This is a genomic window from Streptomyces sp. NPDC107765, from assembly GCF_055657085.1.
In genome coordinates this window covers 57,248-83,505 of the sequence record NZ_JBVKBL010000027.1, presented here as the reverse complement: position 1 = coordinate 83,505, position 26,258 = coordinate 57,248, and the positions used below count along the sequence as shown (strand labels likewise).

Annotated in this window: 18 protein-coding genes and 1 pseudogene; 9 read left to right on the top strand and 10 right to left on the bottom strand. The window is 74.2% G+C overall.

The features are described 5' to 3' along the window. Positions 1-425: sensor histidine kinase (locus tag ACZ7MX_RS38695; RefSeq protein ID WP_472139277.1), on the top strand; the 425-nt coding region annotated here is incomplete at its 5' end. A gap of 13 nt (positions 426-438) precedes the next feature. Here ACZ7MX_RS38695 and ACZ7MX_RS38690 read toward each other — a convergent pair. After that, positions 439-1,191 (bottom strand): PaaX family transcriptional regulator C-terminal domain-containing protein, encoded by a 753-nt coding sequence (locus ACZ7MX_RS38690; RefSeq protein ID WP_472139275.1) that lies wholly within the window; start codon positions 1,189-1,191, stop codon positions 439-441. A gap of 111 nt (positions 1,192-1,302) precedes the next feature. Between ACZ7MX_RS38690 and ACZ7MX_RS38685 the strand changes: the two genes are divergently transcribed. From ACZ7MX_RS38685 to ACZ7MX_RS38665, 5 genes are all read left to right on the top strand, one after another. Then, complete coding sequence (locus tag ACZ7MX_RS38685) at positions 1,303-3,009, top strand: acyl-CoA dehydrogenase family protein (protein ID WP_472139273.1); 1,707 nt, start codon at positions 1,303-1,305, stop codon at positions 3,007-3,009. Beyond that, positions 3,009-3,818 (top strand): crotonase/enoyl-CoA hydratase family protein, encoded by an 810-nt coding sequence (locus tag ACZ7MX_RS38680; protein WP_472139271.1) that lies wholly within the window; start codon positions 3,009-3,011, stop codon positions 3,816-3,818. Before ACZ7MX_RS38685 ends, ACZ7MX_RS38680 begins: the two co-directional genes overlap by 1 nt. Positions 3,819-3,859: 41 nt before the next feature. Next, the gene (locus ACZ7MX_RS38675; protein ID WP_472139269.1) at positions 3,860-4,711 is read left to right on the top strand and encodes an alpha/beta fold hydrolase; all 852 of its coding nucleotides are present in this window, start codon (positions 3,860-3,862) and stop codon (positions 4,709-4,711) included. Between the two features lie 67 nt (positions 4,712-4,778). Further along, positions 4,779-5,285: a DUF1990 family protein gene (locus ACZ7MX_RS38670; protein ID WP_472139287.1), complete on the top strand. Its 507-nt coding sequence runs from the start codon at positions 4,779-4,781 to the stop codon at positions 5,283-5,285. Positions 5,286-5,439: 154 nt separating this feature from the next. Beyond that, positions 5,440-6,666, top strand: a complete 1,227-nt coding sequence (locus ACZ7MX_RS38665) for a metallophosphoesterase (RefSeq protein WP_472139267.1) — start codon at positions 5,440-5,442, stop codon at positions 6,664-6,666. Positions 6,667-6,762: 96 nt separating this feature from the next. Here ACZ7MX_RS38665 and ACZ7MX_RS38660 read toward each other — a convergent pair whose 3' ends face one another. Then, a complete protein-coding gene (locus tag ACZ7MX_RS38660; protein WP_472139265.1) occupies positions 6,763-8,250 on the bottom strand; it encodes a glycoside hydrolase family 30 protein in 1,488 nt (495 codons plus the stop codon). Between the two features lie 297 nt (positions 8,251-8,547). Here ACZ7MX_RS38660 and ACZ7MX_RS38655 point away from each other — a divergent pair, with 297 nt between their 5' ends. Next, positions 8,548-10,686 carry a SpoIIE family protein phosphatase gene (locus tag ACZ7MX_RS38655; RefSeq protein WP_472139263.1) on the top strand — a complete coding sequence of 713 codons (2,139 nt, stop codon included), beginning with the start codon at positions 8,548-8,550 and terminating at the stop codon, positions 10,684-10,686. 37 nt (positions 10,687-10,723) lie between these two features. Here ACZ7MX_RS38655 and ACZ7MX_RS38650 read toward each other — a convergent pair whose 3' ends face one another. The 5 genes and pseudogenes from ACZ7MX_RS38650 to ACZ7MX_RS38630 form a co-directional block, all read right to left on the bottom strand. Beyond that, positions 10,724-12,121, bottom strand: coding sequence for an NADP-dependent succinic semialdehyde dehydrogenase (locus ACZ7MX_RS38650; RefSeq protein WP_472139261.1), 1,398 nt, complete (start codon positions 12,119-12,121; stop codon positions 10,724-10,726). 1,188 nt (positions 12,122-13,309) lie between these two features. Further along, on the bottom strand, positions 13,310-15,331 hold the full coding sequence (locus ACZ7MX_RS38645; protein ID WP_472139259.1) for a dipeptide ABC transporter ATP-binding protein: 2,022 nt from the start codon (positions 15,329-15,331) through the stop codon (positions 13,310-13,312). Next, on the bottom strand, positions 15,328-16,233 hold the full coding sequence (locus tag ACZ7MX_RS38640; RefSeq protein WP_472139257.1) for an ABC transporter permease: 906 nt from the start codon (positions 16,231-16,233) through the stop codon (positions 15,328-15,330). Before ACZ7MX_RS38640 ends, ACZ7MX_RS38645 begins: the two co-directional genes overlap by 4 nt. Positions 16,234-16,270: 37 nt before the next feature. Further along, positions 16,271-17,220, bottom strand: a pseudogene (locus tag ACZ7MX_RS38635) (ABC transporter permease). After that, positions 17,217-18,971 (bottom strand): peptide ABC transporter substrate-binding protein, encoded by a 1,755-nt coding sequence (locus ACZ7MX_RS38630; protein WP_472139255.1) that lies wholly within the window; start codon positions 18,969-18,971, stop codon positions 17,217-17,219. Before ACZ7MX_RS38630 ends, ACZ7MX_RS38635 begins: the two are co-directional and overlap by 4 nt. A gap of 331 nt (positions 18,972-19,302) precedes the next feature. Here ACZ7MX_RS38630 and ACZ7MX_RS38625 point away from each other — a divergent pair, with 331 nt between their 5' ends. Both ACZ7MX_RS38625 and ACZ7MX_RS38620 read left to right on the top strand, forming a co-directional pair. Further along, positions 19,303-20,499 carry an ROK family protein gene (locus tag ACZ7MX_RS38625; protein ID WP_472139253.1) on the top strand — a complete coding sequence of 399 codons (1,197 nt, stop codon included), beginning with the start codon at positions 19,303-19,305 and terminating at the stop codon, positions 20,497-20,499. A 64-nt stretch (positions 20,500-20,563) separates the two neighbouring features. Then, positions 20,564-22,099 carry a M81 family metallopeptidase gene (locus tag ACZ7MX_RS38620; protein WP_472139251.1) on the top strand — a complete coding sequence of 512 codons (1,536 nt, stop codon included), beginning with the start codon at positions 20,564-20,566 and terminating at the stop codon, positions 22,097-22,099. 46 nt (positions 22,100-22,145) lie between these two features. On the opposite strand, the gene ACZ7MX_RS38615 is transcribed toward ACZ7MX_RS38620, so the two are convergent. From ACZ7MX_RS38615 to ACZ7MX_RS38605, 3 genes are all read right to left on the bottom strand, one after another. Beyond that, entirely contained in the window at positions 22,146-23,369 is a 1,224-nt protein-coding gene (locus ACZ7MX_RS38615; protein ID WP_472139285.1) for an MFS transporter, read from the bottom strand. Between the two features lie 196 nt (positions 23,370-23,565). Continuing rightward, a complete protein-coding gene (locus ACZ7MX_RS38610) occupies positions 23,566-24,756 on the bottom strand; it encodes an amidohydrolase family protein (protein ID WP_472139249.1) in 1,191 nt (396 codons plus the stop codon). Beyond that, entirely contained in the window at positions 24,756-26,156 is a 1,401-nt protein-coding gene (locus ACZ7MX_RS38605) for a glutamine synthetase family protein (RefSeq protein ID WP_472139247.1), read from the bottom strand. Before ACZ7MX_RS38605 ends, ACZ7MX_RS38610 begins: the two co-directional genes overlap by 1 nt. Positions 26,157-26,258: the final 102 nt, after the last annotated feature.

The window sequence follows — 26,258 nt, the reverse complement described above, 5'->3', positions numbered from 1 at the left end:
CCGCTCAGGCCGTGGACCAGATCCGTGAGGAGGCGCAGGCCAAGGGCATCGCGCTGCGCGGGGTCCGCCAGCAGGCCTTCGTCCAGGGCAACGGCATGCTGCTGGAACGCATCGCCCTGAACCTGGTGCAGAACGCGGTGCGCCACAACGTGCCCGAAGGGTGGGTCGAGGTCGGTACCGAGCCGCAGCCGGGGTGTGCGGTGCTGCTGGTCACCAACACCGGGCCGGTGGTCCCCGCCTACGAGGTGGAGAACCTCTTCGAGCCGTTCCGCCGGCTGCGCACCGAGCGCACCGGCAGCGACAAGGGCGTCGGCCTGGGCCTGTCCATCGTCCGCTCCGTGGTCCGCGCACACGACGGCACCCTCACCACCGAACCGCGTGAGGGCGGCGGGCTGACCGTACGGGTCGAACTCCCAGCCTCCTAGGAGGCGTCTGCCCCTAGTCGGACACGTACGGGCGAAGCGCTTCCCGGAGGTCCGCTTCGAAGTGGGCGTAGTGGGTGCGGAGCGGGGTGCCGGGCCAGCCGGGGGGAAGGAGGGCGGCGGGGAGGAGGGGGTCGGCGAGGAGGTGGCGGAGGGCGGCCGCGGCGATGGTGAAGCGGTCGGCGAGGGTGTCGGCGCGGTCCAGCGCGGTCATCAGGGCGCGGGCGTGGGCCGCCCAGGCGTCGAGGTCCCAGAGCCGGGCGGCGAGGGCGGCCGGGTCGTCGTCCGGGGTGGCGGTGAACCAGGTGCACTGTTCGGTGACCACCGCCGGGCGGGGCCGGTCGAGGTTGGCGGGGCGCAGCCAGCTGCCCTCGCGGAGTTCGGCCAGCCGGAGGCCCGCCATGGCCTGCCGCAGCGCGGTGCGCTCCGCGGCGGGGCGGCGTTCGGCCGTGGTGACGACGGCGATCTCCCAGTCCCCGTGCCAGCGGCGGGTGCGCGGGGTGCGGCTCTCGTCCTGGCGGGCCTGGCGGGCCAGGAGGCGGCTGGTGAGGGCGTAGGTGCCGCCGGTCTGCCGCAGGTCACCGGCGGCGACCATGCGGGACAGGGCGACCCGGACGGTGCCCTCGGCGACGCCGAAGAGCTCGCCGACCCGTACCAGGGCGCGTGCGGGCAGGCGTGGCGGATGGTGGCCGAGAAGGGTGCTCAGCACGATCGAGCGGGCGGTGAGCGGCCGCAGTCGGTCGAGGGGGGTGGGGCCGTCGTCGTTCATGGCTGGCTGGAGTTTACGGGGCGGCGGTGGGCGGCCCGGTGGCCGGTGGCCGCACAGAGCGGCGGTATTACACACTTCTCTCGAGTGTTCGGATTCTGTAATGTCGAGGGTATGACCGTCACCCATGAAGTCGTGAATCAGGCCCCGCCGCTGACCGGGTTCAGTACGGCGGACGAGCCGGCCCTGCTGGAGGCGCTCGGGCGGTACGGCGCGGCGTGGGGCGAGCCGGAGGTGACCGCGCTCGGGGCGCTGGCCGGTTCGGCGGCGGTGCAGGACCAGGCCCGCTGGGCGGAGCAGCAGCCGCCCCGGCTGCACACCCACGACCGGTTCGGGCACCGGGTCGACGAGGTCGAGTTCCACCCGGCCTGGCACCAGCTGATGACCGTGGCGGTGGAGCAGGGCCTGCACGCCGCGCCGTGGACCGACGACCGCCCGGGGGCACATCTGGTGCGGGCCGCGAAATTCTACGTGTGGTCGCAGGCCGAGGCGGGGCACGGCTGCCCCATCTCGATGACGTACGCCGCGGTGCCCGCGCTGCGCGCCGCGCCGGAGCTCGCCGCGCAGTACGAACCGCTGCTGACCGCCCGGCGTTACGACGTCGGGCTGCGCGCCCCGCTCACCAAGTCGGGCCTGATCGCGGGCATGTCGATGACGGAGAAGCAGGGCGGCTCCGACGTGCGGGCCAACACCACGCGCGCGGTGCCGGCCGGCGACGGTACGTACCGCCTCACCGGTCACAAGTGGTTCACCTCGGCGCCGATGAGTGATCTCTTCCTGGCGCTGGCGCAGACCGAGGAGGGGCTCGGCTGCTTCCTCGTACCGCGGGTGCTGCCGGACGGCACGCGGAACGGGATGCGGCTGATGCGCCTGAAGGACAAGCTGGGCAACCGCTCCAACGCGTCGTCCGAGATCGAGTACGACCAGGCGGTGGCCTGGCCGGTCGGCGAGCCGGGCCGCGGGGTGCGGACCATCGTCGAGATGGTGAACATGACCCGGCTGGACTGTGTGCTCGGCTCGGCGGCCGGGATGCGGGCGGGGCTGCGGCAGGCGCTGCACCACACCGCGCACCGGCGGGCGTTCGGGCGGGAGCTGGACCGGCAGCCGCTGATGCGCTCGGTGCTGGCGGACCTGGCGATCGAGTCGGAGGCGGCGACGCTGCTGGGCCTCCGGCTGGCGGCGGCGGTGGACGGGGCGCAGGCCGGGGACGCGCAGGAGGCGGCGCTGCGCCGGCTGGCGCTGGCGGCCGGCAAGTACTGGGTGTGCAAGCGCGGCAGTGCGCACGCCGCGGAGGCACTGGAGTGCCTGGGCGGCAACGGCTACGTCGAGGACTCCGGCATGCCGCGCCTCTACCGGGAGGCGCCGCTGCTGTCCATCTGGGAGGGCTCGGGCAACGTGGCCGCGCTCGACGTGCTGCGGGCGCTGGGCCGGGAACCGACCGCGCTGGACGCGTTCTTCGCCGAGGTGGAGCAGGCGGCGGGCGCCGACCGGCGGCTGGACGCGGCGGTGGCCGGGCTGCGCAAGCTGCTCGGCGAGCTCTCCGGCCCGGAGCGGGCGCAGCTGATGGCGCGTTCGCTGGCGGAACGGATGGCGCTGGTGCTGCAGGGTTCGCTGCTGGTCCGGCACAGCGATCCGGCGCTGGCCGATGCGTTCTGCGCGACGCGGCTCGGCGGGGAGTGGGGCCATGCGTACGGCACGCTGCCGGCCGGCGCCGGTCTGACGGCGATCCTCGAACGGGTCCGACCGTGGACGCCGGACGCGGCGGCCGGGGACACCACGGTCGCGGCGGCCGGGGTCGCGGCCGCCGGGGGCGCGGCCTGATGTCCGTAACGGTGGAGCGGTCCGGGCCGGTGACGACGGTGGTGCTGTCGCGGCCGGACCGCCGCAATGCCGTGGACGGCGCCACCGCACGCCAACTCGCCGCCGCCTTCCGTGAGTTCGAGGAGGACGACGGGGCGCGGGCGGCGGTGCTGTGGGGCGCGGGCGGGACGTTCTGCTCGGGCGCCGACCTGAAGGAGGTGGGCACCGGGCGGGGCAATCGCGTGGCGGCGGACGGCGACGGGCCGATGGGGCCGACCCGGCTGCGGCTGAGCAAACCGGTGATCGCGGCGGTGGCGGGGCATGCGGTGGCCGGCGGGCTGGAGCTGGCGCTCTGGTGCGATCTGCGGGTGGCCGAGGAGGACGCGGTCTTCGGGGTGTTCTGCCGGCGGTGGGGCGTGCCGCTGATCGACGGCGGTACGGTGCGGCTGCCCCGGCTGATCGGCGCGAGCCGGGCCATGGACCTGGTCCTGACCGGCCGGCCGGTGCCGGCCGCGGAGGCGCTGGCGATCGGGCTGGCCCACCGCGTGGTGCCGACCGGCACGGCCCGCGCGGAGGCGGAGGCGCTGGCCGCCGAGCTCGCCCGCTTCCCGCAGGCGTGTCTGCGCAGCGACCGGGCGTCCCTGCTGGACCAGGAGGGCAGGGACGAGGCGTCCGCGATGGCCGGCGAACTCCGTTACGGACAGGCGGTGTTGGCCGAGGCGCTCCAGGGCGCGGCACGCTTCGCCGCGGGCGCGGGACGGCACGGCGCACCGGCCGGGGAGCCGGGAGACCTCGCGGGGCCCGGCGGCTCCGGTCCGCAGCTTCCGTAACCCCCTTGCCATGATCACCGTGCGGTGCGGAGGATGGCCCCGTGCCTTCTGCCACCTTCACCGCGCCCGACGGGACCGAGCTCAGCTATCACGTGCTGGGTGAGGGAGAACCGCTGCTCTGCCTGCCGGGCGGCCCGATGCGGGCCTCCGCCTACCTCGGCGACCTCGGCGGACTGTCGGCCCACCGCCAACTGGTGCTGCTCGACCTGCGCGGCACCGGCGACTCCGCCGTCCCGGCCGACCCGGCCGGCTACCGCTGCGACCGGCAGGCCGACGACGTCGAAGCGCTGCGCCGGCATCTCGGCCTGGAGCGGGCCGATCTGCTGGCGCACTCGGCGGCCGGCGACCTGGCCCTGCGGTACGCGGCGCGGTATCCCGAGCGGATCCGTGCGCTGGCGCTGAGCAACGCGCGGGGCCGGGCGCTCGGCGTCGACTTCACCACCGAGCACCGTCTGGAGGCCGCGGCGCTGCGGAAGGCCGAACCGTGGTACGCCTCCGCCCGCGGCGCCTTCGAGGCCATCTGGGCCGGCACGGCGACCGACGAGCAGTGGGACGCCGCCATCCCCTTCTTCTACGGGCGGTGGGACGCGGCCGCGCAGGCGCACGCGGCGGCCGAGGTGGCGCAGACCAACGACGAGGCCGGGGAGCACTACGCGTCGGCCGGCGCCTTCGAACCCGCCGCCACCCGTGCCGCCCTCGCCGCGCTGCGGGCTCCGGTGCTCTTCCTCGCCGGTGAGCTGGACGGCGGTCCGCTGCCCCGGATCGCCGCCACCATCGCCGGGTTGCTCCCCACCGCCGAGCTGACCGTCCAGCCGGGCGCCGGGCACTACCCGTGGCTCGACGACCCGGCCTTCTTCGTCCGGACCGTGGAGGCGTTCCTCCGCCGGGCGTGACGGACGCGGGGTGGCGCTTTGTTGATCACGTGCGGCGGCCCGCGTAGCGTCGCGGTTCATGACCGAGCTGACCGACCTCACCTATCCCGAGGTGGGCGCCACCGGGCGCGCGCCACTGCCGCCCGGGTACGACCACCTCCACGAGGAGCTGCCGATCGGCCGGGGCCGCGCGGTGCTCGCCGCGGCGGGCGAGGCCATCACCACCTTCCGGATGCACCGGGCGGCGGGCACCGGCATCCGGTCCGACGCCCCACGGGCCGCCCCGGGCGTGGCCGTGGAGGTCTCTCTGGGGGTCGGCCCGCTGCGGCTGCGGGCGCCCTGCCGGGTGGTGTGGACGGCCGACGAGGCGGACCGGATCGGCTTCGCGTACGGGACCCGGGAGGGGCACCCCGAGTGCGGTGAGGAGGCGTTCCTGGCCGAGCTGCGCGACGACGGCACGGTGTGGTTCACGGTGACCGCGTTCAGCCGCCCCGTGCAGGCCCTCACCCGGCTCGCCGGTCCGCTCGTCCCCGTCTTCCAGCGGGCCTACGTCCGCCGCCTCGGCCGCACCCTGCGCCGGCTCGCCGACGGCTGACGGGGGCCACCGCCTCCGCTTTTCTCACCGCCTGATGCCGTACGGGGACGGGTAGTTACCGACGCGTAGCAAAGGTGCCGCCGATCTCCATACGTCCACCTCCGGTTCATCTTTTCGTCACCATCGGCCCGGCCGGCCGTGAGAAAAACCAGGCATGTGTGAAGACGAACTGATCCCGCCGCAGGCGGACATGACCGAGCGGGAGTGGCTGCGGGCCGGCGCGGAGGCGGCGGGCGCCGGGGCGGCGCCGGTGCCGACGACGGGGCGGGTGCCGCAGTGGGTGAACCGGCGGACGCTGCTGGGCGGCGCGATGGCCGGTGCCGCGCTGGCGGTGCTGCCCTCGCCGGCCCAGTCCCCCGCGTCGGCCGCCCCCCGCCCCGGTGCGCCGGGAGCCTTTCCGTTCCCCGAACGGCCCAACGGAAAGGGCGAGTTCGCCATCCTGGTCACGGGTGACGCCGGGACCGGGGACGAGGCGCAGTACGCGGTGGCGGCCGCCGCGCGCGACATCTGCCGCAGCGAGGGGGTCGGCCTGGCCGTCGGGCTCGGCGACAACATCTACGAGAACGGGCCGGAGTCGGACCACGACTCCGAGTTCCAGGACAAGTTCGAGAAGCCGAACAACGGCATCGACGTGCCCTGGCTGATGGTGCTGGGCAACCACGACTGCTCGGGGCTGATACCCGGCAGCGGCGGCGACCCGTCGCGCGGGGACCGCGAGGTCTCCTACGCCAGGTCCTCGAAGCGCTGGTACATGCCCGCCCGTTACTACCGCGTGCCGCTGCCCGCCGCCGACCCGCTGGTGGAGTTCTTCGCCCTGGACACCATCCCCTGGTCGTCGTACGTCGCCCAGCTCGACCCGTACTACCGCTGGGACGGCCCGTACATGCGCGCCCAGCGCAGCTGGCTGGACGAGGCGCTGCGGACCTCGCGGGCGCGCTGGAAGGTGGTGATCGGCCACCACCCCTACCTCAACAACGGCAAGCACGGCAGCGCCGGTTCGTACGACGGTTTCGAGATCGGGAACTACACCAGCGGTGTCCACCTCAAGGACATGTACGAGAAGGTGGTCTGCGGCCGGGCCGATCTGATCCTGTCCGGGCACGACCACACCCTGCAGATCCTGGAGCCGACCGCGCGCACCGGCGGCACCCGCCAGGTGGTGTGCGGGGCGTCCGCCAAGACGGAGGACGGCAAGGCCCACTTCGCCCACCCGGCGGCCTGGCAGAACTTCTCCGACCACGGCTTCATGCTGCTGAAGGTGGCCGGCGCCCGGCTGACGATCGACGCGTACACCGTCGACGTGGCGACCCGCAAGGCCACCCTGGCCCACCGCACCCGCCACACCCGCCCGGTCGCCGCCCCGGCGGCGGCGCACGCCTGACCGCACACCCTGCCCGGCAGCACGAACGGCCCGGGGCGGCCGCCGCCCCGGGACCGGAGCACGCGGTGCTACGGGGCCGCTCTCCGTTAGGGCCCCCTACCAGGTGAAGGTGGCCGAGGCGCCGGGCGGGAGGAGGTAACGGGTGTGCCGGCGGTCCCAGTTGATGCCGGCGGGCCGGGGAGTGGCGGTGTCGTTGTAGGCGATCAGGACGGTGGAGCCGTCGGGGTTGCGCCAGGCGACGTTGGGGAGGGCGGACGGGCCGGAGGAGGCGATGCGGCGGGCGCCGGGTTTCACGAACTTGGTGAGGTGGCCCATCGTGTAGTACTCGACGGTGTAGTCGACCCGGCCGCTGCGGTCGTCACCGTGGTGGACGGTGACCAACCCGGTGCAGTCGGAGCAACCGCCCTGGTGCGGGCCGTTGTTCTGGTCCACGGCGAGCGACCACTTCGTCCAGCTGCTGCCCCAGTTGCGGGTGTAGTCGATGAGGTCGTGCATGTCCTGCTTCTGCTGGTTGGCGGTCCACCGGCCGCCGGAGTGCTCGGTGTCGTGGACGGCCAGGCCGGGGTACCTGTCGTGCACCCGGGTCTGCCGGGTGACCGTGCCGCCGTAGCCGTGCCAGGCCAGCCCGCCGAAGTTGGGGTGGCGGCGGACGGCCGGATCGTCGACGGTGGGCCGGGCGAAGGCGTCGTAGCGGTCCCAGTTCCAGTCCAGGGCGAGGACCTTGGCGGGCAGTCGGGCCCGGCGCAGTGCGGGCAGCAGGTCCTGCTTCGTGAAGCGGGCGAGGGAGGCGCCGGTCCACCGCATGGACGGGTAACCGGCGCAGCAGGTGGGCTCGTTCTGCACGGAGACGTAGTCGACCGGCACGCCGTGGGCGCGGTAGGCGCGGAGGTACTTCACGAAGTAGCGGGCGTAGGTGCCGTAGTACTCCGGCCGCAGCCGGCCCTGGTCGAGCCGGCCGTTGTCCTTCATCCAGGCGGGCGCGGTCCAGGGCGTGGCCATCACCTTCAGCGCCGGGTTGAGCCGGCGGGCCCGGGCGGTCAGCGGCAGGACGTCGGCGAGGTCGTGGGCGACGGAGAAGTGCCGGAGGTCCGGATCGGTCCGGCCGGCGGGCAGGTCGTCGTAGGTGTAGCCGGAACGGGCGAGGTCGGAGGCGCCCATCGGGTTGCGGAGGAAGCCGAGGCCGATGCCGTCGTCCGGGTCGAAGAGCTTGCGCAGGAGCGTCGCGCGGGCCGCGTCACCGAGCGCGCCACTGCTGTTCACCAGCCAGGCGGCGGTGTCGGTGAACGAGGCGCCGCCGCCCTCGAACCGCTGGTAGCTCCGGGACGGGTCCACGGTGAGGGTGCCGCCGCGGCCCGGCCGGAAGGTGAGCGGCGCCTGCCGCCGCAGGCCCTGGACGACGTGCCGGCCGCCGGGGTCGGAGGTGGTGGTGAGGTAGACCTGCATCCGGTGCGGCGCCGGGCCCACCCGGTCCGGGGGCATCGGTGCCGCGGCGGCCACCCACAGCACCGCGAGACCGGCCACCCCGGCCGCGGACGGGGCCAGGGCACGCCGGAGGCGTCGGGCTCGTACGGCGCGCGCTCGCATGGCGGGGCCTTCCTGTGCCGCGGGCAGTCAGGCCCACGCCCGAGGGCTGCCCGCACCCATGGTTCGGGAGGTGAACGGTTGCGTCAAGCGACCGTACGGGCAGGGAAGTTGGGAGGGGCCGGGGATGGCCTGCTCGCCACCCCGGCGCGCCCGCTCCCCCTCCCCTCCCTCACCCGTTCTCCGCACCCCGGACACCGCCCGGAGCACCGGACATGCGGGGTGCGCGGGCCCCGCCTAAGGTGTTCGCATGGTGAGCCCACACGTCGCGCGCCCCCGGGCCACGAGGTGGGGCACCCGATGACGGCCCCACCGGCCGGACCGTCCGACGAGGGCTACGACCCCCGGACGGACCGGGACTGGCGCCGCGTCGAGGAGGAGGCTCCCGGGGTCTCGCGGCACGAACCCGTCGGGCTGCGCGAGCGGCTCTCGCTCAACCGGATGGGCACCTTCGACTGGGACCTGGACCGCGGGTTCATGGAACTGGACCCCGGCGCCCTGGACGTCTTCGACCTGCGCCCGGGGGAATACGACGGCGCACCGTTGTCCCTGGCCAGGCGGGTGCCGGCCAAGGAGGGGCTGCGGCTGGACGAGGCGCTCGCGCAGGCGCTCCAGGACGGCCACTCGTCGTACGGCGCGTACTTCCGGGTCCAGTGCCGGGACGGGACGCGGCGCTGGACGCACTCCCAGGGGCGGATCCTGCACGACCCGGAGGGCACGCCGTACCGGGTCATCGGCATCGTCCGGGAGGCGACCGGCGAGCTGGCGGACTCCGCGCAGCTGCGCTCGCTGCAGCAGGAGCGGCAGCGGCAGACCGTGATGGTGCAGCAGACCACCGCCGCGCTGTCCCGGGCGCTGTCCGTGCGGGACGTGACGCGGGTACTGGCCGGCACCGGCGGGGCGCGCCGGTTCGGGGCGGACGGCCTGCTGCTCGGCCTGGTCGCCAACGAGCGGTTCGAGGTCATCGCGGCCGCCGGGATGCTGGGTGAGGTCCCCGACGACATGATGAACACCCGGCTGGACGACACCCTGCCGCTGTCCGACGCGGCCCGCCTGCGGCGGCCCGTCTTCCTCGGCACCCGCGGCGAACTGATCGCCCGCTACCCGCGGCTGCGCCCGTACGCGGACCTGCTGCCGGCGGGCGGCGCGGCCTTCCTGCCGCTGGTCGCCCAGAACACCGTGATCGGGGCGCTGGGGCTGTTCCACGCCGAGCCGGCGGTGCGGTCGCCGGAGGCCCGGAACCTGGCGCTGGCGCTGGCCGGCGTGGTGGCGCAGTCGGTGCAGCGGGCGACCCTGTTCGACCAGGAGCGGGAGCTCGCGACCGGGCTGCAGGCGACGATGCTGCCGCGCCGGCTGCCGCCCCTCGCCGGCGGCGCGGTCACCGCCCGCTACCACCCGGCGAGCGTCGGCCGGGACGTCGGCGGCGACTGGTACGACGTGATCGCGCTGCCGCAGGGCCGCACCGGGCTCGTCGTCGGTGACGTCCAGGGCCACGACACGCACGCCGCCGCCGTGATGGGCCAGCTGCGGATCGCGCTGCGCGCGTACGCCAGCGAGGGGCACAGCCCGGAAACCGTGCTGGTGCGGGCCTCCCGCTTCCTGGCCGAGCTGGACACCGAGCGGTTCGCCACCTGTACGTACGTGCAGGCCGACCTGGAGTCGGGGGCGCTGCACCTGGCGCGGGCCGGCCATCTCGGCCCGCTGATGAGCAACACGTCCCGGCACATCGACTGGCCGGAGGTCCGCGGCGGGCTGCCGCTGGGGCTGGCCACCCACTTCGGGCCGGACCACTTCCCCGAGACCCAGCTCTTCCTGGAGCCCGGGTCGACGCTGCTGCTGTGCACCGACGGCCTGGTCGAACGGCCCGGCCGGGGCATCTCGGCCGGGATCGAGGCGCTGTCCGAGGCGGTCCGTACCGGGCCCGCGGACCTGGAGGAGCTGGCCGACCACCTCTCGGCCCAGCTGTGGGCCGACCCCGGCTCGGAGGACGACATGGCCCTCCTGCTGCTGCGCCGGGAGCCGGGCCCGGGGGCCGTGACCACGCCGCGGCTGCGGCTGCACGTCCACCAGGCCGATCCTGCGGGCGCCGCCGAGGTCCACTCGGCGCTGCGCCGCACGCTGGACCAGTGGCGGGCGGGCGCCGTCCTGCACGACGTCGAGGTGGCGGTCTCGGAGCTGATCGCCAACGCCCTGACCCACACCGAGAGCGGCGCCCTGGTCACCGTGGAACTCCTGGCCGGCGCCCCGCGCCGGATCCGGCTGGAGGTCGAGGACCGCTCCAGCCAGTGGCCGCGCCGCCGCAGCCCCGGCCAGACCGCCACCTCGGGCCGGGGCCTGATGCTGGTCGAGGCGCTGGCGGAGCGGTGGGGCGCGGAGCCGCGGGGCAACGGCAAGGCGCTGTGGTGCGAGTTCCTGGTGCCGGCGGGCCCGGGGCGGTGACGGGGCGTCCCCCGGCCGGGGGACGCCGCCGGGCCGCTCACTCCTCGGGGCCGTACCAGAGCGTCGTCATGTTGCAGAACTCCTTGATGCCGTGGCCGGACAGTTCCCGCCCGTAGCCGGACCGCTTGGCGCCGCCGAAGGGGAGGCCGGGGTGGGAGGCGGTCATGCCGTTGAAGTAGAGACCGCCGGCCTGGATGTCCCGGGCCAGCCGGGCCTGTTCGTCGGGGTCGCGGGTCCAGGCGTTGGAACTCAGCCCGAACGGCGTGTCGTTGGCGATCTCGATCGCCTCGTCGAGATCGGCGACCCGGTAGAGCGTGGCGACCGGCCCGAACGCCTCCTCGTGGTGGATGCGCATGGTCGGGGTGATGCCCGCCAGGACCGTGGGCTCGTAGAACCAGCCGGCCCGGTGCTCGGGCGGCCGCCGGCCGCCGCACAGCGCGGCCGCGCCCTGGTGGACCGCATCGTCGACGAGTTCCTCCAGGTCGGAGCGGCCCTGCTCGCTGGAGAGCGGTCCGACGTCGGTGTTCTCGTCCATCGGGTCGCCGACGGTCAGCGCCGCCATCTGCTCGGTGAACCGCTCGGCGAAGGCGTCGTAAACGTCGTTGTGCACGATGAACCGCTTGGCGGCGATGCAGGACTGCCCGTTGTTCTGCACCCGCGCGGTCACCGCGACCTTGGCCGCCTTGTCGAGGTCGGCGGAGGGCAGCACCACGAACGGGTCGCTGCCGCCGAGCTCCAGCACAGTCTTCTTGACCTCGTCACCGGCGATGGACGCCACCGAGCGCCCGGCCGGCTCGCTGCCGGTCAGCGTCGCGGCGGCCACCCGCGGATCCCGCAGGATCTCCTCGACGGCGCCGGAGCCGATCAGCAGGGTCTCGAAACAGCCCTCGGGGTAGCCGGCGCGGCGGAACAGCTCCTCGATGTACAGGGCGGTCTGCGGGACGTTCGAGGCGTGTTTGAGCAGCCCGGTGTTGCCGGCCATCAGCGCCGGGGCGGCGAACCGTACGACCTGCCAGAGCGGGAAGTTCCACGGCATCACCGCCAGGACGGGGCCGATCGGCCGGTAGCGGACCACGGCACGCACCGCCCCGGAATCGCCGACGTCCGCCGGGTCGGGGTGCTCGTCGGCCAGCAGCCCCTCGGCGTTGCGCGCGTACCAGCGCATGGTCTTGACGCACTTCGCGGCCTCCGCACGGGCCTGGGCCAGCGGTTTTCCCATCTCGGTGGTCATCGTGCGGGCAATGCCGTCCTGATCGGCCTCCAGCAGGTCGGCGGCCTTGAGCAGCAGTTCCGTGCGACGGGCGAAGCTGGTGGTGCGGTGGAGCTGGAACGCCTGCTCCGCCCTGACCAGGCGATCCTCGATCTCGCCCGCGTTGAGCGCGTCGAAGGTCTTCAGGGTCTCGCCGGTGGCCGGGTTGACCGTGGCGATGGCCATGGTCAGCACCTCCTAGGAAAGCGGTGAGGGAGCGGGGGACGGGTCCGGGACCGGGTCGGGTCCGGGCGGACGGGGTATCGGCGACGGTTCCGGAGGGATGGGATCCGGTGGCCCGGGCGGGGTCGGCGGCCCGGGAAGCGGGTCGGGGGTGGGATTCGGCGGCGGGCCTCCCGGGTCCGGCGGCCGCGTAGGCTCCGGATCGCGGTCGAGCGTGCGCTCAGGGCGCGGGTGCGGTTGCCGCTGCACGGCGGGCCTCCAATGAGAGGTGTGGTTCCACGTATGCGGCATACGCCACATGTGCCCCTGTACCCGAGTCTGGCGTTTCTACGGCCTCACCGCATTCCGCATTCCGCTGCGCTTGGCCGGCCTCGCACGTAGCCGTCTGTTCCGCCGTCGGGGTTGCTCGCCGTTGCGCTTTGCGGCGCGCCGCACGTGGCTGTCTCTCCCGACGCGGGGCTCGCTCGCCGTTGCGCTTTGCGGCGCCCCGTACGTACCTGGCCGTCCCGCCGCGGGGCTCGCTCCCCGTTGCGCTTTGCGGCGCCCCGCACGTGGCTGTCTGCTGCGCCGGGGGGCGTCTCGCCGTTGCGCTTTGCGGCGCCCCGTACGTACCTGGCCGTCCCGCCGCGGGGCGTCTCGCCGTTGCGCCTGCGGCGGGCTGGGTTGTTGTCGGGTGCGGTGACGGACCTCCGGGGCCTTGTTCGTGGACTGCTGACGCTTTACGTCCACGAACAAGGCCCCTCCGGCCCGTCCCCTCCCGTTGGGGGAGGGGAATGCGGTGCGTGGCGGTGGACGTTGAGGCATGCAAGGGGGCCCGGGTACCCCTACGGGATGGTCGAACAGAACCCGTAAGGGTTGCGAGGGCCCCCTGCGGGGCCACAACCCGACGCGCCGGGCGAGGCATTCCCAAAACCTCACGAAACCAGGTGCGCGGGCAACAACGCGCGCCCCCACTCACCCGCACACTCCCCCCACGGGAGGGGACGGGCCGGAGGGGCCGGTTGTGTGGACGTAAAGCGTCAGCAGTCCACACAACCGGCCCCGGAGGCCCGTCACCGCACCCACCACAAACCCAGCCCGCCGCAGGCGCAACGGCCAGACGACCCGCGGCGCCGCAGACAACTACGTGCGGGGCGCCGCAAAGCGCAACGGCGAGCAACCACCGCGGCGGAACAGACGGCTACGTGGGGATCACCCGCGAAGCGGAAAGTGGCAGGAGGTCCAGTGCCCTCCGTCTCCCACCGTCGGCGGCGGCTCCGCGCAACGGTCCGTCGCGAAGGCGCACCGCGTGCGGAACCGGCACCCGGACGGCGGGGCCGCGGCCGAGGGGGTCTCGCCGCCGAGGGGGCGGGAGGCGGGGCCGGGCGGGCGGACCGTGTCCAGGAGGCCGCGCGTATAGGGGTGAAGCGGGCGGTCGAAGACCGCCTCCGCGGGGCCGGTCTCGACGAGTTCGCCGAGGTACATCACGCCGACCCGGTCGGCGACGTGCCGCACCACCGCCAGGTCGTGCGAGATGAAGAGGTAGCTCAGGCCCTTGTCCCGTTGCAGGGCGCGCATCAGGTTGAGGATCTGGGCCTGGACGGAGACGTCGAGCGCGGAGACCGGTTCGTCGGCGACCACGAGAGAGGGGGCGAGCGCGAGGGCGCGGGCCAGGCCGAGGCGCTGGCGCTGGCCGCCGGAGAATTCGTGCGGGTAGCGGTCGACGGCGCCGCGCGGCAGTCCGACGTCGTCCAGGAGTCCGGCGATCCGCCGCTGCCGCGCGGCCCGGTCGCCGATGCCCTGGATGACCAGGGGTTCGGTCAGTACGGCGCCGACCCGCATCCGGGGGTCCATGGCCGCGGCGGAGTCCTGGAACATCAGCTGGACCTCGCGCCGGTGGGCGCGCAGCTCGCGGCCCCGCAGCGTAGCCAGGTCGCGCCCGGCGACCTCGACGGTGCCGGTGCTGGGTGCCTCCAGGCCGACCGCCAGCCGGCCGAGGGTGGATTTGCCGCAGCCGGACTCGCCGACGATGCCGAAGGTCTCGCCGCGCCGGACGGTGAGCGAGATCCCGGCCACCGCGCTGATCTCGGCGGCGCCCCGGCGGCGGGCGAGCGGCCCGCCGTGCAGCGGGTAGGTCTTGGTGAGGCCGGTGAGGCGGAGCAGCGGTGCGTCGGTGCGGGGCGGCGGCGCGGCGGGGGCGGGCGGGCGTATCTCGGCGACCGGGTCGGCGCCGGGCGCCGGACCGGCCGGGTGGAAGCAGGCGAAGGCGTGCGCGGCGCGGTCGGCCGGCCGGCCGCCGCCCGGGCCGTCGGTGAGTTCCGGTTCCGCGGTGCGGCAGAGGTCGGTGGCGAAGCCGCAGCGGGGTGCGAAGCGGCAGCCGGTGGGGCGGGTGGTGAGGACCGGTGGGAGGCCGGGGACGGTGGCGAGCGGGCGGGCGGGGTCGGGGGCGCGGTCCGGGAGGGCGGCGAAGAGGGCCTGGGTGTAGCGGTGCCGCGGGGTGGCGAACAGCGGCCGTACGGGGGCGCGTTCGGCGATCCGGCCGGCGTACATCACCGCGACCCGGTCGACCCGGCGGGCGATCACCCCGAGGTCGTGGGTGACGAGGATCAGGGCCATGCCGAGCCGGGTGCGCAGTGCGTCGATGAGCTCCAGGATCTGGTGCCGGGTGGTGACGTCGAGGGCGGTGGTGGGCTCGTCGGCGATCAGCAGGTCCGGTTCGCAGACCAGGGCCATGGCGATCGCGACGCGCTGCCGCATGCCGCCGCTGAGCTGGTGCGGGTAGTGGGCCATCCGCTCGGCGGGGCGGGGCAGGCCGACCAGGCCGAGCATCTCCTCGGCCCTGGCGCGGGCCTGGGCCCTGGTGAGCCGGGTGTGCAGGCGGAGCGGCTCGGCGACCTGGGCGCCGATGGTCATGGTGGGGTTGAGCGAGGTCAGCGGGTCCTGGAAGACCATGCCGATGGTGTGGCCGCGGACGCCCTGCAGGGCGGGTTCGGGGGCGGCGGCCAGGTCCGTGCCGTGGAAGAGGATGCGTCCGCCGGTGATCCGGCCGCCCGTGGGGAGCAGCCCGAGGACGGAGAGGGCGGTGAGGGTCTTGCCGCAGCCGGACTCGCCGACCAGGCCGAGCGCTTCGCCGGGGGCGAGGTCGAGGTCGATGCCGTCGAGGGCGTGCACGGTCCGGTCGCGGGTGGCGATGTCCACGTGCAGGTCGTCGATGCGCAGCAGGGGTTCGGTCATCGGTGGCTGCCCCGTCCCGTGTCGAGCCGTACGTCGAAGGCGTCCCGCAGCCCGTCGCCGAGGAAGTTGAAGGCCGCCACGACCAGCACGATCGCGAGGCCCGGCGGGAAGATCAGCCACCAGTGGCCGACCTGGGTGTAGGTGATGCCGGCGGAGAGCAGGGAGCCCCAGTCGGCGGCGGGCGGCGGCAGGGACAGGCCGAGGAAGGAGAGGTAGGCGACGTAGAGGATGGCGTCGGCGATCTGGAAGGTGGCGTTGACGACGACGGTGCCCAGGGCGTTGGGCAGGATGTGCCGGAACACCGCCCGGCCCCCGCCGCCGCCCATCAGCCGCATCGCGTGGACGTAGTCCCGGCTGCGCAGCGCCAGCGCCTCGCCGCGCAGCAGCCGGGCCGGGGAGAGCCAGGCGACGGAGGCGATGACCAGGATGAGGACGGGCTTGCTGGGGGTGACGAGGGTGGCGACCACGACGAGGAGGAACAGCGCCGGGATGGCGAGCGCGGCGTCGGTGACCCGCATCATCACGGCGTCCAGCCAGCCGCCGAAGTAGCCGGCGACCGCGCCGTAGACGGTGCCGAGGAGGGTGGCCAGCAGCCCGGCCGCCAGTCCGACCTCAAGGGAGGTGCGGCCGCCGTACATCAGCCGGCCGAGCAGGTCGTGGCCGAGGTCGGTGGTGCCGAGCAGGTGGCCGGCGCCGGGGGCGCGGTTGGCCTGGGTGAGGTCGGTGTGGATCTGGTCGGTGGGGTGGAGCAGCGGGCCGAGGAAGCAGAAGGCGAGCAGGGCCAGCAGGATCAGGGCGCCGGTCAGCGCGAGCTTGTTGCGGCGGAAACCGGTCAGGACGCGGCGGACCGGCCCGGGAGCGGCGGGCTCGGCGTCCGGCGGTGCGGGGGCGGTGGTGGTCACGACATGCTCCTGACGCGCGGTGCGGGGGCGGTGGTCGTCACGGCACGCTCCTGATGCGCGGGTCGAGGGCGGCGTAGGCGATGTCGGCGAGCAGGGAGCCGAGGACGGTGGCGACGCCCACGACGAGGGTCACGCCGAGCAGTACGGGGAAGTCCGAGCCCTGGGCCGCGTTCCAGAACAGCAGTCCCATGCCCGGGTAGTTGAACATCGACTCGACGACGAGGGTGCCGCTGAAGAGGGTCGGCAGGTAGAGGCCGAGGAGGGTGACCAGCGGGATGAGCGCATTGCGCAGCACGTGCCGGACCAGCACCCGGGCGCCGGACTGGCCCTTGGCGCGGGCGGTGCGGACGTAGTCCTCGCCGAGGTTGTCGAGGACCGCGGAGCGCAGATAGCGGCTGAAGGCGGCGACGATTCCCAGGGCCGTGGTCACGACCGGGAGGATCAGCCCGGCCGGCTCGGCGAGGATCCCGCCGACCGTGTCGGCCTGCGGTGCCTCGGCGGGCAGCAGGGGCAGTTGCTGGCTGAGGACCAGGACGAGGACGAGGCCGAGGAGAAGACCGGGGTGGCGTAGGCGAGGAAGGCCAGGCCGGTCAGTACGTGGTCGGCGGCGCGGCCGCGGCGTACCGCCTGGAGGATGCCGAGCGGTACGGCCAGGACGGCGGCCAGCGCCAGCGACAGCCCGGCCAGCAGGGCGGTCCTCGGCAGGCGTTCGGCGAGCAGCGAGGCGACGCTCTGGTTGAGCTTGTAGGACTCCCCCAGGTCGCCGGTGAGCAGCCGGCCGAGGTACATCAGGTACTGCTGGGGCAACGAACGGTCGTATCCCTGCTGGTGGTTGAAGTGCGCGACGGCCTGGGGCGTGGCCTGCACGCCGAGGATGGCGCGGGCCGGGCCGCCGGGGAGCAGGTGCAGCAGGACGAAGACGATGACGGAGACCAGCAGCAGGACGATCAGGGCCTGGGCGAGGCGCTTGGCCAGGAAGCGGGTCACCGGCCGGCACCGCCCTTCTTGACGTAGTACCAGTCCTGCGGGGCCAGCGACAGTGTGGGGTTCTGGTCGACGCCGCGCAGGTCGTTGCGGATGGCGGAGACCTGGTAGGCGGGGTTGGGGGTCCACAGCACCGGGAGGCGGCGGGCGACCTCGCGGCCGTAGGCGCGCAGTGCGGCGGGATCGTCGGAGTACTCGGTGGCCCGGATCAGCTCGTCGGTACGGGGATCGGACCAACTGCCCATGTTGGACGGCGCGTTGCTGGCGAAGATCTTCTCCCCGCTGGGGTCGGGCGGGAAGTACCAGCTGCCCTGGGTGCCGAAGAAGCCGAGCTGCCAGGCGGAGCAGACGGGGTCGGCGGTCTTGCAGGGGACGGTGGTGCCCAGGACCGTGTTCAGCGGCTGCTGCCGGACGTCGAGGGCGATGCCCGCCGTGCCGAACTCCGACTTGAGGACCTGCATGGTGTTGGAGGTCTCGGTCGAACCGGACTGGGAGAGCAGCGAGAGCCGCAGCTCCTGCCCGTCCTCGACGCCCGCACCGCACGCGCCGGCGCCGCGCCCGGGCCGTACGCAGCGCAGCACGCCGTCCCGGGCGGCCCAGCCGTGGTCGGCCAGCAGCGCCTTTGCCCGCTTGGGGTCGTAGGGATACGGATCGGCGGTGAGCAGGCCGGCGGGGACCGGGCCGAGGGTGGGGGCGGCGCTGCCGTGCCAGACGACCCGGGAGAGCGCCTTCTGGTCGATGAGGTGCTGGAGTGCCTGGCGCAGATAGGTCTGCCGGAGCAGCGGACCGGCGGTGGGGTGGTGGTAATTGAGCACGATGTAGGTGATCGCCCAGCCCTCCCAGGGGTCGATGCGATAGCCCATCTCCCGGAATTTCGCCGACTGCGCCATGACGGAGGGCGGCAGGTAGCCGTAGTCGACGCCGCCGGCCCGCAGGACGTTGAATTCGGAGTCGGCGGTGGTGAAGGGCTTGAGGACGACCCGGTCGAGATGGGGTTTGTCCGGCCCGCTGTAGTGCCTGTTGGGGATCAGTTCCACCTGTCCGGAGGTGGTCCACTTCGCCGTCCGCCACGGCCCGTCGACGGATTTCCACAGCGGGTCGGTGGCGAATGCGGAGAACTGCCGGGCGTGCCGCATCAGCCGGGCGAAGGCCCGTCGGGGGTCCTCGTGGTGCGGGTTCCAGGCGTGTACGGGGAGGGCCACGAAGTCCTGGAGTTCGTTGGCGGTGAACCACGCCGGGTTGTAGGCGCGGTCCAGCCGGAGCCGGAAGGTGCGGTCGTCGAGGACCTCGAATGCGGTGACGTCGTCGGGCATCAGTTTCGGCGCATACCCGGCCCATTCCTGTTTGTTGGCCTTGATGAGGTCGAACCAGAATTTCACGTCGCGGGTGGTGACGGGGCGCCCGTCGGACCAGCGGTAGCCCTTTTTCAGGGTGATGCTGACGGTGCGGTTGCCGTCGCCGTAGCGGGGTTTTTCGGCGAGGCCGCGGGGTGAGTCCAGGGTGAGCGCGTCGCCCTTCTTCTCGGGCAGGTAGAGCCGCAGGAACAGCAGGTCCTGGATGGCGCTGTTGTAGGAGGCCAGATAGCCGGGGGCGCCGATGGGGAAGATCCAGTTGGGGGTGGAGGCGGGCGGCAGGGCCATGGTGGCGGTCCCGCCCTCGACGGGCACGCCGCCGGTGGGGCCCAGCTCGGTGACAACGTTGCCAGGCGGCCCGCAGCCGACCGGTGCGGCGGCACCGAGCAGGACGGCGGCCACCAGGCGGCCGGCTCGGCCGACTGGTCCAACCCGCTTGATGCGGCCGGGAGTTGGTGTCCTGCGCAGGCCCATACTGCCTCCGGGAGGTCGGGCCGGTGGAAGAGTGCGAGCAACGTACGGACGGCCGTGAAAAGAAGTCAAGACCCTGGCGAATCCGGGCCGACTGCGCTCTACTGGCAGCGAGTTGGGACGGAGGTTGCTCCGGCGCCGAAGGAAGTCCCTCGGAGGAAGTGCACCGAAGGAAGCAGGAAGTCCGGAGCCCGCAGGAAACCCGTGCTCCGACCGCCGGCCACTCTCCTTGCCCCGACCGCCCCGCGAAAGGCGTGTGCCCATGCCCCTCCCCGACGAGCCGCCCGGTTCCGCCGCGCACGTCCTCGCGCTCGTCGCGAACGGCTCCGCCACCTCCCGCGCCGACCTCGTCCGCGAGCTCGGGCTCGCCGCGTCCACCGTGTCCGCCCGGGTCCAGGAACTGGTCGAGGCCGGACTGCTGACCGAATCCGGTGAGGGCGCCTCGCGCGGCGGCCGTCGGCCACGGCTGCTGCGGGTCGCCGGGCAGGGCACGGTGGCGCTCGCCGCCGACCTGGGCAGCCAGCACATCCGTACCGGTGCGGTGGGCCCGTCCGGCGAGGTCTTCGACGCCGAGGACCACCCGACCGATCTGACCACCGGCCCCGGGCCCGCCCTGGACGCCCTCGCCGAGCGGCTGGGCGCGCTGGCCGAGCGGCAGCGGGCGGCCGGGCGGACGGTCCGCGGCGTCGGCATCGGGTTCCCCGGCCCGGTCGACGCCGACGGCGCCCGGGTCGTCGCCCCCTCCCGGATGCCCGGCTGGCACCTGTTCCCGCTCCGCGACCGGCTGGCCGACCGCCTCGGGCTGCCGGTGCTGCTCGACAACGACGCCAACATGATGGCGCTCGGTGAACACCGCGCCGCCCACCCCGCCCGGCGCCATCTCGTCGTCGTCAAGGCCGGCCGCGGCATCGGCTCGGGCGTCATCAGCGACGGCCGGCTGCACCGCGGGGCGCACGGTGCGGCCGGCGACATCAGCCACGTCCGGGTGGACGAGTCGGCCCAACTCCCCTGTTCCTGCGGGAACATCGGCTGTCTGGAGACGGTGGCGAGCGGCGCCGCGATCGCCGCCGCGCTGCGCGGGCGGGGCATCGCCGCAGCGTCCGCCGCCGACGTCCTGCGGCTGGTCGAACACGGCGACGCGCAGGCCACCACCCTGGTGCGGCAGGCCGGCCGGGACATCGGCGCGGTGCTCGCGGTCGTCGTGAACTTCTTCAACCCCGAGGCGGTGGTCCTCGGTGGCGCGCTGGCCGGGGCCCAGCCGCTGGTCGCCGCGGTGCGCGGGATGCTCTACGAGCGCTGTCTGCCGATGGCCACCAGCGAACTCACCATCGACACCGCGGTCTGCGGCCCGGACGCCGGGCTGCTGGGCGCCGGCCACGCCGTACTGAGCGGCATCTCACCCGCCGTGCCCCACCCTCGGCCGGGCCCCGGCACCCCGGGAGCGACGGCCGCCCCGTAGCAACGCCACCGGCGCGCCCTCAAGGCCCCGCCACGAAACCCGCCACCCAGGGAAGTGAGCCCGCATGGCCCCAGCGACGACCGGCCGCCCGCTGCGCATCGGCATCGGCGGTATGGCCATCGAGTCCAGCCAGTTCTGCCCGCACCGCTCGGCGTACGACGACTTCCGCGTCACCCGGGGGCGCGACCTGCTGGACCGCTACACCTGGACCCGGCCGGACGGGGACCTCTCCGGGGCGGTCGAGTGGGTCCCGCTGGTGCATGCCGTCGCGGTGCCCGGCGGTCCGGTCGAGCGCGCCACCTACGACCGCATCCGCTCCGAACTCACCGACCGGATACGGCAGTCCGGCCCGCTGGACGGACTGATCTACGACATCCACGGGGCGATGAGCGTCGTCGGACTGGACGACGCCGAGGCGGACCTGACCGCGGCGGTACGCGCGGCGACCGGCCCGGCCACCCTGATCTCGGCCGCCATGGACCTGCACGGCAATGTCTCGCGCCGGTTCGCCGAGCACCTCGATCTGCTGACCGCGCACCGGACGGCGCCGCACGAGGACGCCTGGGAAACCCGGGAGCGGGCCGCCCGCAACCTGGTTGCGCGCCTGGTCTCCGGCAAGGGCCGCCCGCACCGGGCCTGGGTGCAGATCCCGGTGCTCCTCCCGGGCGAGAAGACCAGCACCCGCCTCGAACCGGCCGCGTCGCTCTACGGCCGGCTGGCGACCGTCGAGGCACTCGACGGGATCGTCGACGCGGCGCTCTGGGTCGGGTACGCCTGGGCCGACGAGGAACGCTGCCGGGCCGCGGTGGTGGTCACCGCGGACGATCCCGGGCTCGCCCTCGACCAGGCCGGCGCGCTGGCCCGCGCGTACTGGGACGCCCGCCGGGACTTCACCTTCGTCGGCCCGACCGGTGACGCCGACGGCTGCATCGCCCGTGCGGTGGCCTCGTCCGCCCGGCCGTTCCTGATCAGTGATTCGGGCGACAACCCCACCGCGGGCGGGGCCGGCGACCTCGCGTACATGCTCGGCCGGCTGCTGGCGCACGAGGACCTGGCGAGCGGCCGGCGCACCGCGCTGCACCCGGGCCTCACCGACCCGGCGGCGGTCGCCGCGTGCTTCGCCGCCGGGCGGGGCGCCGAGGTGACGCTGCGCGTCGGCGGCTGCTTCAGCGCCGGCACCGGCCCGCACGCCGCCTCCTACGAACTGACCGGCACGGTCACGGCGTTGGAGGACCCGGGGCCCGCCTCGGGCGCACCGCGCGGCAATCCGGCGTACGACGGTGGTGGCCGGCGCGCGGCGGTCACCCGCGGCGGGGTGACGGTGATCCTGACCGAGCGGCGCACCCCGTTCCACACCCGCGCCGACTTCGGTTCGCTGGATCCGCGCGACTACGACCTGGTGGTCGTCAAGATCGGCTACCTGGAACCGGAGTTGTACGCCCTGGCCGCCGACTGGCTCCTCGCCCTCACCCCCGGCGGCGTCGACCAGGACCTCCTCCGCCTCGGTCACCACAGGATCCGCCGCCCCTTGTACCCGTTCGACGACGAGGGCTTCGACGCCCCTGATCTGACCCCACGGTTGCTGGCGGGCCAGGGATGACGAGTGCCGCAGTACCAGGGGCGGAGCGCCCTGACCCCGCTCCCCGCTAAGGCTGCGGGTCGCGTGCGTCGTACCTGGCGAAGGCGCGGCGGCCGAGGCCGAGGGCCGTGACGGTCAGGATGCAGGCCAGGCCGCCGCCGATGACGGCGGTGGCCGGGGAGGTCAGGTCGGAGGCCGAGCCGGCGAGGAAGTCGCCGAGGCGGGGGCCGCCGGCGACGACGACGATGAAGACTCCCTGGAGGCGGCCGCGCATCGCGTCCGGGGTGGCGGCCTGGAGCATGGTGCTGCGGAAGACCATCGAGACGGTGTCGGCGCAGCCGGCCACGGCGAGGAAGAACAGGCCGAGCCACAGGTTCCGGGAGAGCCCGAAGCAGGCGATGGCCGCGCCCCAGGAAGCGACCGCGAGCAGGATGGCCAGTCCGTGCCGGCGGATGCCGCCGAGCCAGCCGGAGAACAGTCCGCCGAGGACGGCGCCGACCGCGGGCGCGGCGACGAGCAGGCCGACGGTCTTGGCGTCGCCGGCGAACCAGAGCACCGCGATCGCGGGGAACAGCGCGCGCGGCTGGGCCAGCACCATGGCCGCCAGGTCGGAGAAGAACGTCATCCGCAGGTTGGGGCGGGTGGCGAGGAAGCGCAGGCCGTCGAGGACGGAGGCGCGGCGCCGCGGGCCGTCGCCCTGGTCGGGGCGCATGGACGGCAGGCGCCACATCGCGTAGAGCGCGCCGCTGAAGGCCACCACGTCGATCAGGTACGCGGCCTGGTAGCCCCACAGGCCGACGATGACGCCGCCGAGCATGGGGCCGCCCATCAGACCGAGGTTGCTGGTCAGGGAGTTGAGGGCGTTGGCGGCCGGCAGCTGTTCGGTGGGCAGCAGCCGCGGGATCATCGACGTGCGGGCCGGGGAGTTCATCGCGAAGCAGACGGCCTGGAGGGCGACCACGGTGTAGAGCAGCCAGACCCGGTGGTATCCGGCGAGCGCGGCGGTGGCCAGCGTGACGGACATCGCGGTGGCGCCGGCGGCGCTGTACAGGCCGAGTTTTCGGCGGTCCACGGTGTCGGCGATGGCGCCGCCGTACAGGCCGAAGACGACCAGCGGGACGAGCGAGCACAGGCCCACCAGTCCGACCGAGAAGGCGGACCGGGTGATGGCGTACACCTGCAGCGAGACCGCGAGGGCGGTCATCTGCTGGCCCATCCAGGAGATGGTGTTGCCGCACCACAGGCGGCGGTAGTCGGGCGAGGTGCGCAGGGGTGTCAGGTCGGCGAATATGCGGGAATGCCAGGGTGTTCCGCTCTTGTCCGGGCGGACTCCGGTGAGGGCTGCGGTGGGCTGCCCGGGCGTCGCGCCGGGGGTCTCGCCGGGTGTCTCGTCCGAGGTCGTTGTAGGGGCCACGCGGCGCAGTAAAGCATGAGCGCGGCGGGGGCCCGACGGCAGGGCGGGAAGAGGCGCTCGGGCCGTGCGGTCCTTACCGTGCCCGTCCCGCCGCGCCCAGGCCGTACACCCGGCGGGCGTTCTCCGCGGCGAGCATGGCGGCCACCCGGTGGGCGTCGTCGGCCGACCAGGCGCCGCTCGCCGTCCAGGCGCCGAGCACCTCGGCCAGTGCGGTGCGGAACAGTGCGGTGCCGACGACGTAGAGCTCGGGCAGGCCGTAGGCGTCGGTGGAGAAGAGCAGTTTGCCGAAGGGGGCGAGTTCGAGGAATTCGGCGAGGACGGTGGTGGCGCGGGGGCCGGTGTGGCTGAGGGTGAGTCCGACGTCGGCGTGGACGTGGGGGAAGACGCTCGCCAGATAGGCGGCCTGCCGGTGGTACGGGTAGCAGTGCAGGAGGACGAGGTCCGTGCCGGTGCCGGCGGTGGCGCGGACGAGGTCGGTGAGGAGGGCCGGGTCGGCGTGGTCGAGCCGGAGGTCGGGGTCGCCGAAGCCGGTGTGGATCTGGAGCGGGCGGCCGGTGGCGACGGCCAGGGCGACGAGGTGGCGGAGCAGGACCGGGTCGGTGAGGCGGCCGGCGCCGGCGGCCAGCCAGGTGCGGGCGGCGGTGTGCACGGCGCCGGCCGTGGGTGGTTCGGGGGCGAGCGCGAGGCCGTGGCGGTAGGCGGCGACGGTCTTGAAGGCGACGGCGGTGCGGGCGGCCTCCTGGACGGCACGGGCGAGCGCGTCGGTGAACTCCTCGGCGTCGGCGGCCGTACGTCCGGCGGAGGCCGCAGGCCCGTCGGCAACCGCGGCGGCGGTGCGTTCGGCGAGGGTTTCCAGCCGTACGACCTCGTGGCCGGTGCCGCCGCCGGCCGCGGCCGTCTCGTCCGGGCCGGTCAGGTCGCCGGGCAGTCCGGTGTCGACGAGGTAGGCGCCGATGCCGGTGGCGCCCAGCAGCCGCCGGTGGGTTTCCTCGGGGCCCAGCTCGCGGCGGCGGGCGAGGTAGCGCTCGGGCGGGCAGTGGGCGGGCAGGTCGAGCAGCGGCGGGCACCAGCGGCGGACCGCGAAGCCGGTCTGGGTGTCGAAGTGGGTGGTGCCCGCCGCGGGCGGCCGGTCCGATTCGGTGAGGTACGAGGCGAACGTCGCCGCGTCGGGCTCGTGGCGCAGCACGCCGTGGCAGTGGTGGTCCACCAGCGGCGGCAGGCCGTCGTCGAAACGGAGAGCCCTTGCCCGGCTGTCGGCGGGCATCACCAGCGCCAGCGGGTGGCGGCGGCGATCTCCTCGTCGGTGCTCTCGGCGAACTGCGCCTCCTCGGCGCGCCGGACGGCGAGCACGGCGCCGTGCAGGACCTTGCCCAGGGCCTCGTAGAGCGGTGCGGACTTCTCCAGCCGGTCGGTGGCCTCGGTGAGGGTGGCGGGGAGGCGGACGATGCCGCGCCGGGCGCGTTCGCGGACGCCGAGGACGCCGGGGTCGCCGCTCTGCGGTTCCGGGAGGGCGGCCCGGGACTCGATGCCGTGCAGTCCGGCGGCGATCACCGCGCCGACCGCGAGGTAGGGGTTGGCGGCGGCGTCGAAGGTCTTGACCTCGGCGTGGCCGCCGTCGGGGTCGTCGGGCGCACCCGGGATGAGCCGCAGGGCGGCCTCGCGGTTCTCGACGCCCCAGCACTGGTAGACGCCGGCCCAGCGGGAGGGCTGGAGCCGGAGGTAGCTGGCGGGGGACGGGCAGCCGATGGCGAGCAGGGCGGGCAGGGCGCCGAGGATGCCGGCGAGGAAGGCGTCGGCGTCCGGGGCGAGGCCGTGTGCGGCGTCGGGGGTGCGGTGCAGGCTGCGGCCGTCGCGGTAGAGGCCGAGGTGGAGGTGGCAGCCGTTGCCGACCTGGCCGGCGACGAACGCGGGGGCGAAGGAGGCGCGCAGGCCGTGCCGGGCGGAGACCGCGCGGATGGTCTCGCGGACCAGGACGACGTCGTCGGCGGCGCGCACCGGGTCGCCGGGTGCGGTGGTGAGCTCGAACTGGCCGGGTGCGTATTCGGGGTGGAGCTGGAGGACGTCGATGTCCTGGACGGTCAGGGCCTCGGTGACGTCGCGGAGGTAGTCGGAGAGTTCGACGACGCGGGTCATGCCGTAGGCGGGGCCGGCGCAGGGGTAGTCGAGGGGGGCGGAGGTGTCGGTGGTGCCGGGGTGGTGGCTTTCGGGGGCGCGGGTGACCACCCATTCGGTTTCGAAGCCCATCCGCAGGTCGAGGCCGGCGGCGGTGGCGCGTTCGGTCATCCGCCGGGCGAACTGCCGCTGGCAGGCCGGGTGCGGCCGGCCGAGCTGGTCGTAGCGGTCGGCCGGGGCCCAGGCCCAGCCGGGCTGGGCGGCGAGGACGGTGACGCGGTCCAGGTCGGGGAAGAGCCGGAGGTCGCCGTCGGGTCCGCCGAGGTGGTCGGATTCGGTGATGGTGTCGTCGGAGGTGAAGACGTCGAAGACCGGTGACATGCCGACGCCGCGGGCGGCGGTGTCGGCGAGCCGCTGCGCCGGTACGGTCTTGACGCGTGCGATGCCCGCGTTGTCCACCCAGGTCAGCGCGATGTTGCGGACGCCTTCGGTCTCCAGGCGTGCCGTCAACTGCCGGGCTTCCTCGCGCTGTCCCACAGCCCGCGATGTCATAGAGCCGTCCTCACTCGACCGTGCCGATCGCTCGGCGACCGTTCCCCCGTCGGTTGCCGGGGCGTCCGGCGCTCCCCCGGCCCACGCCGACAGGCACCGCCG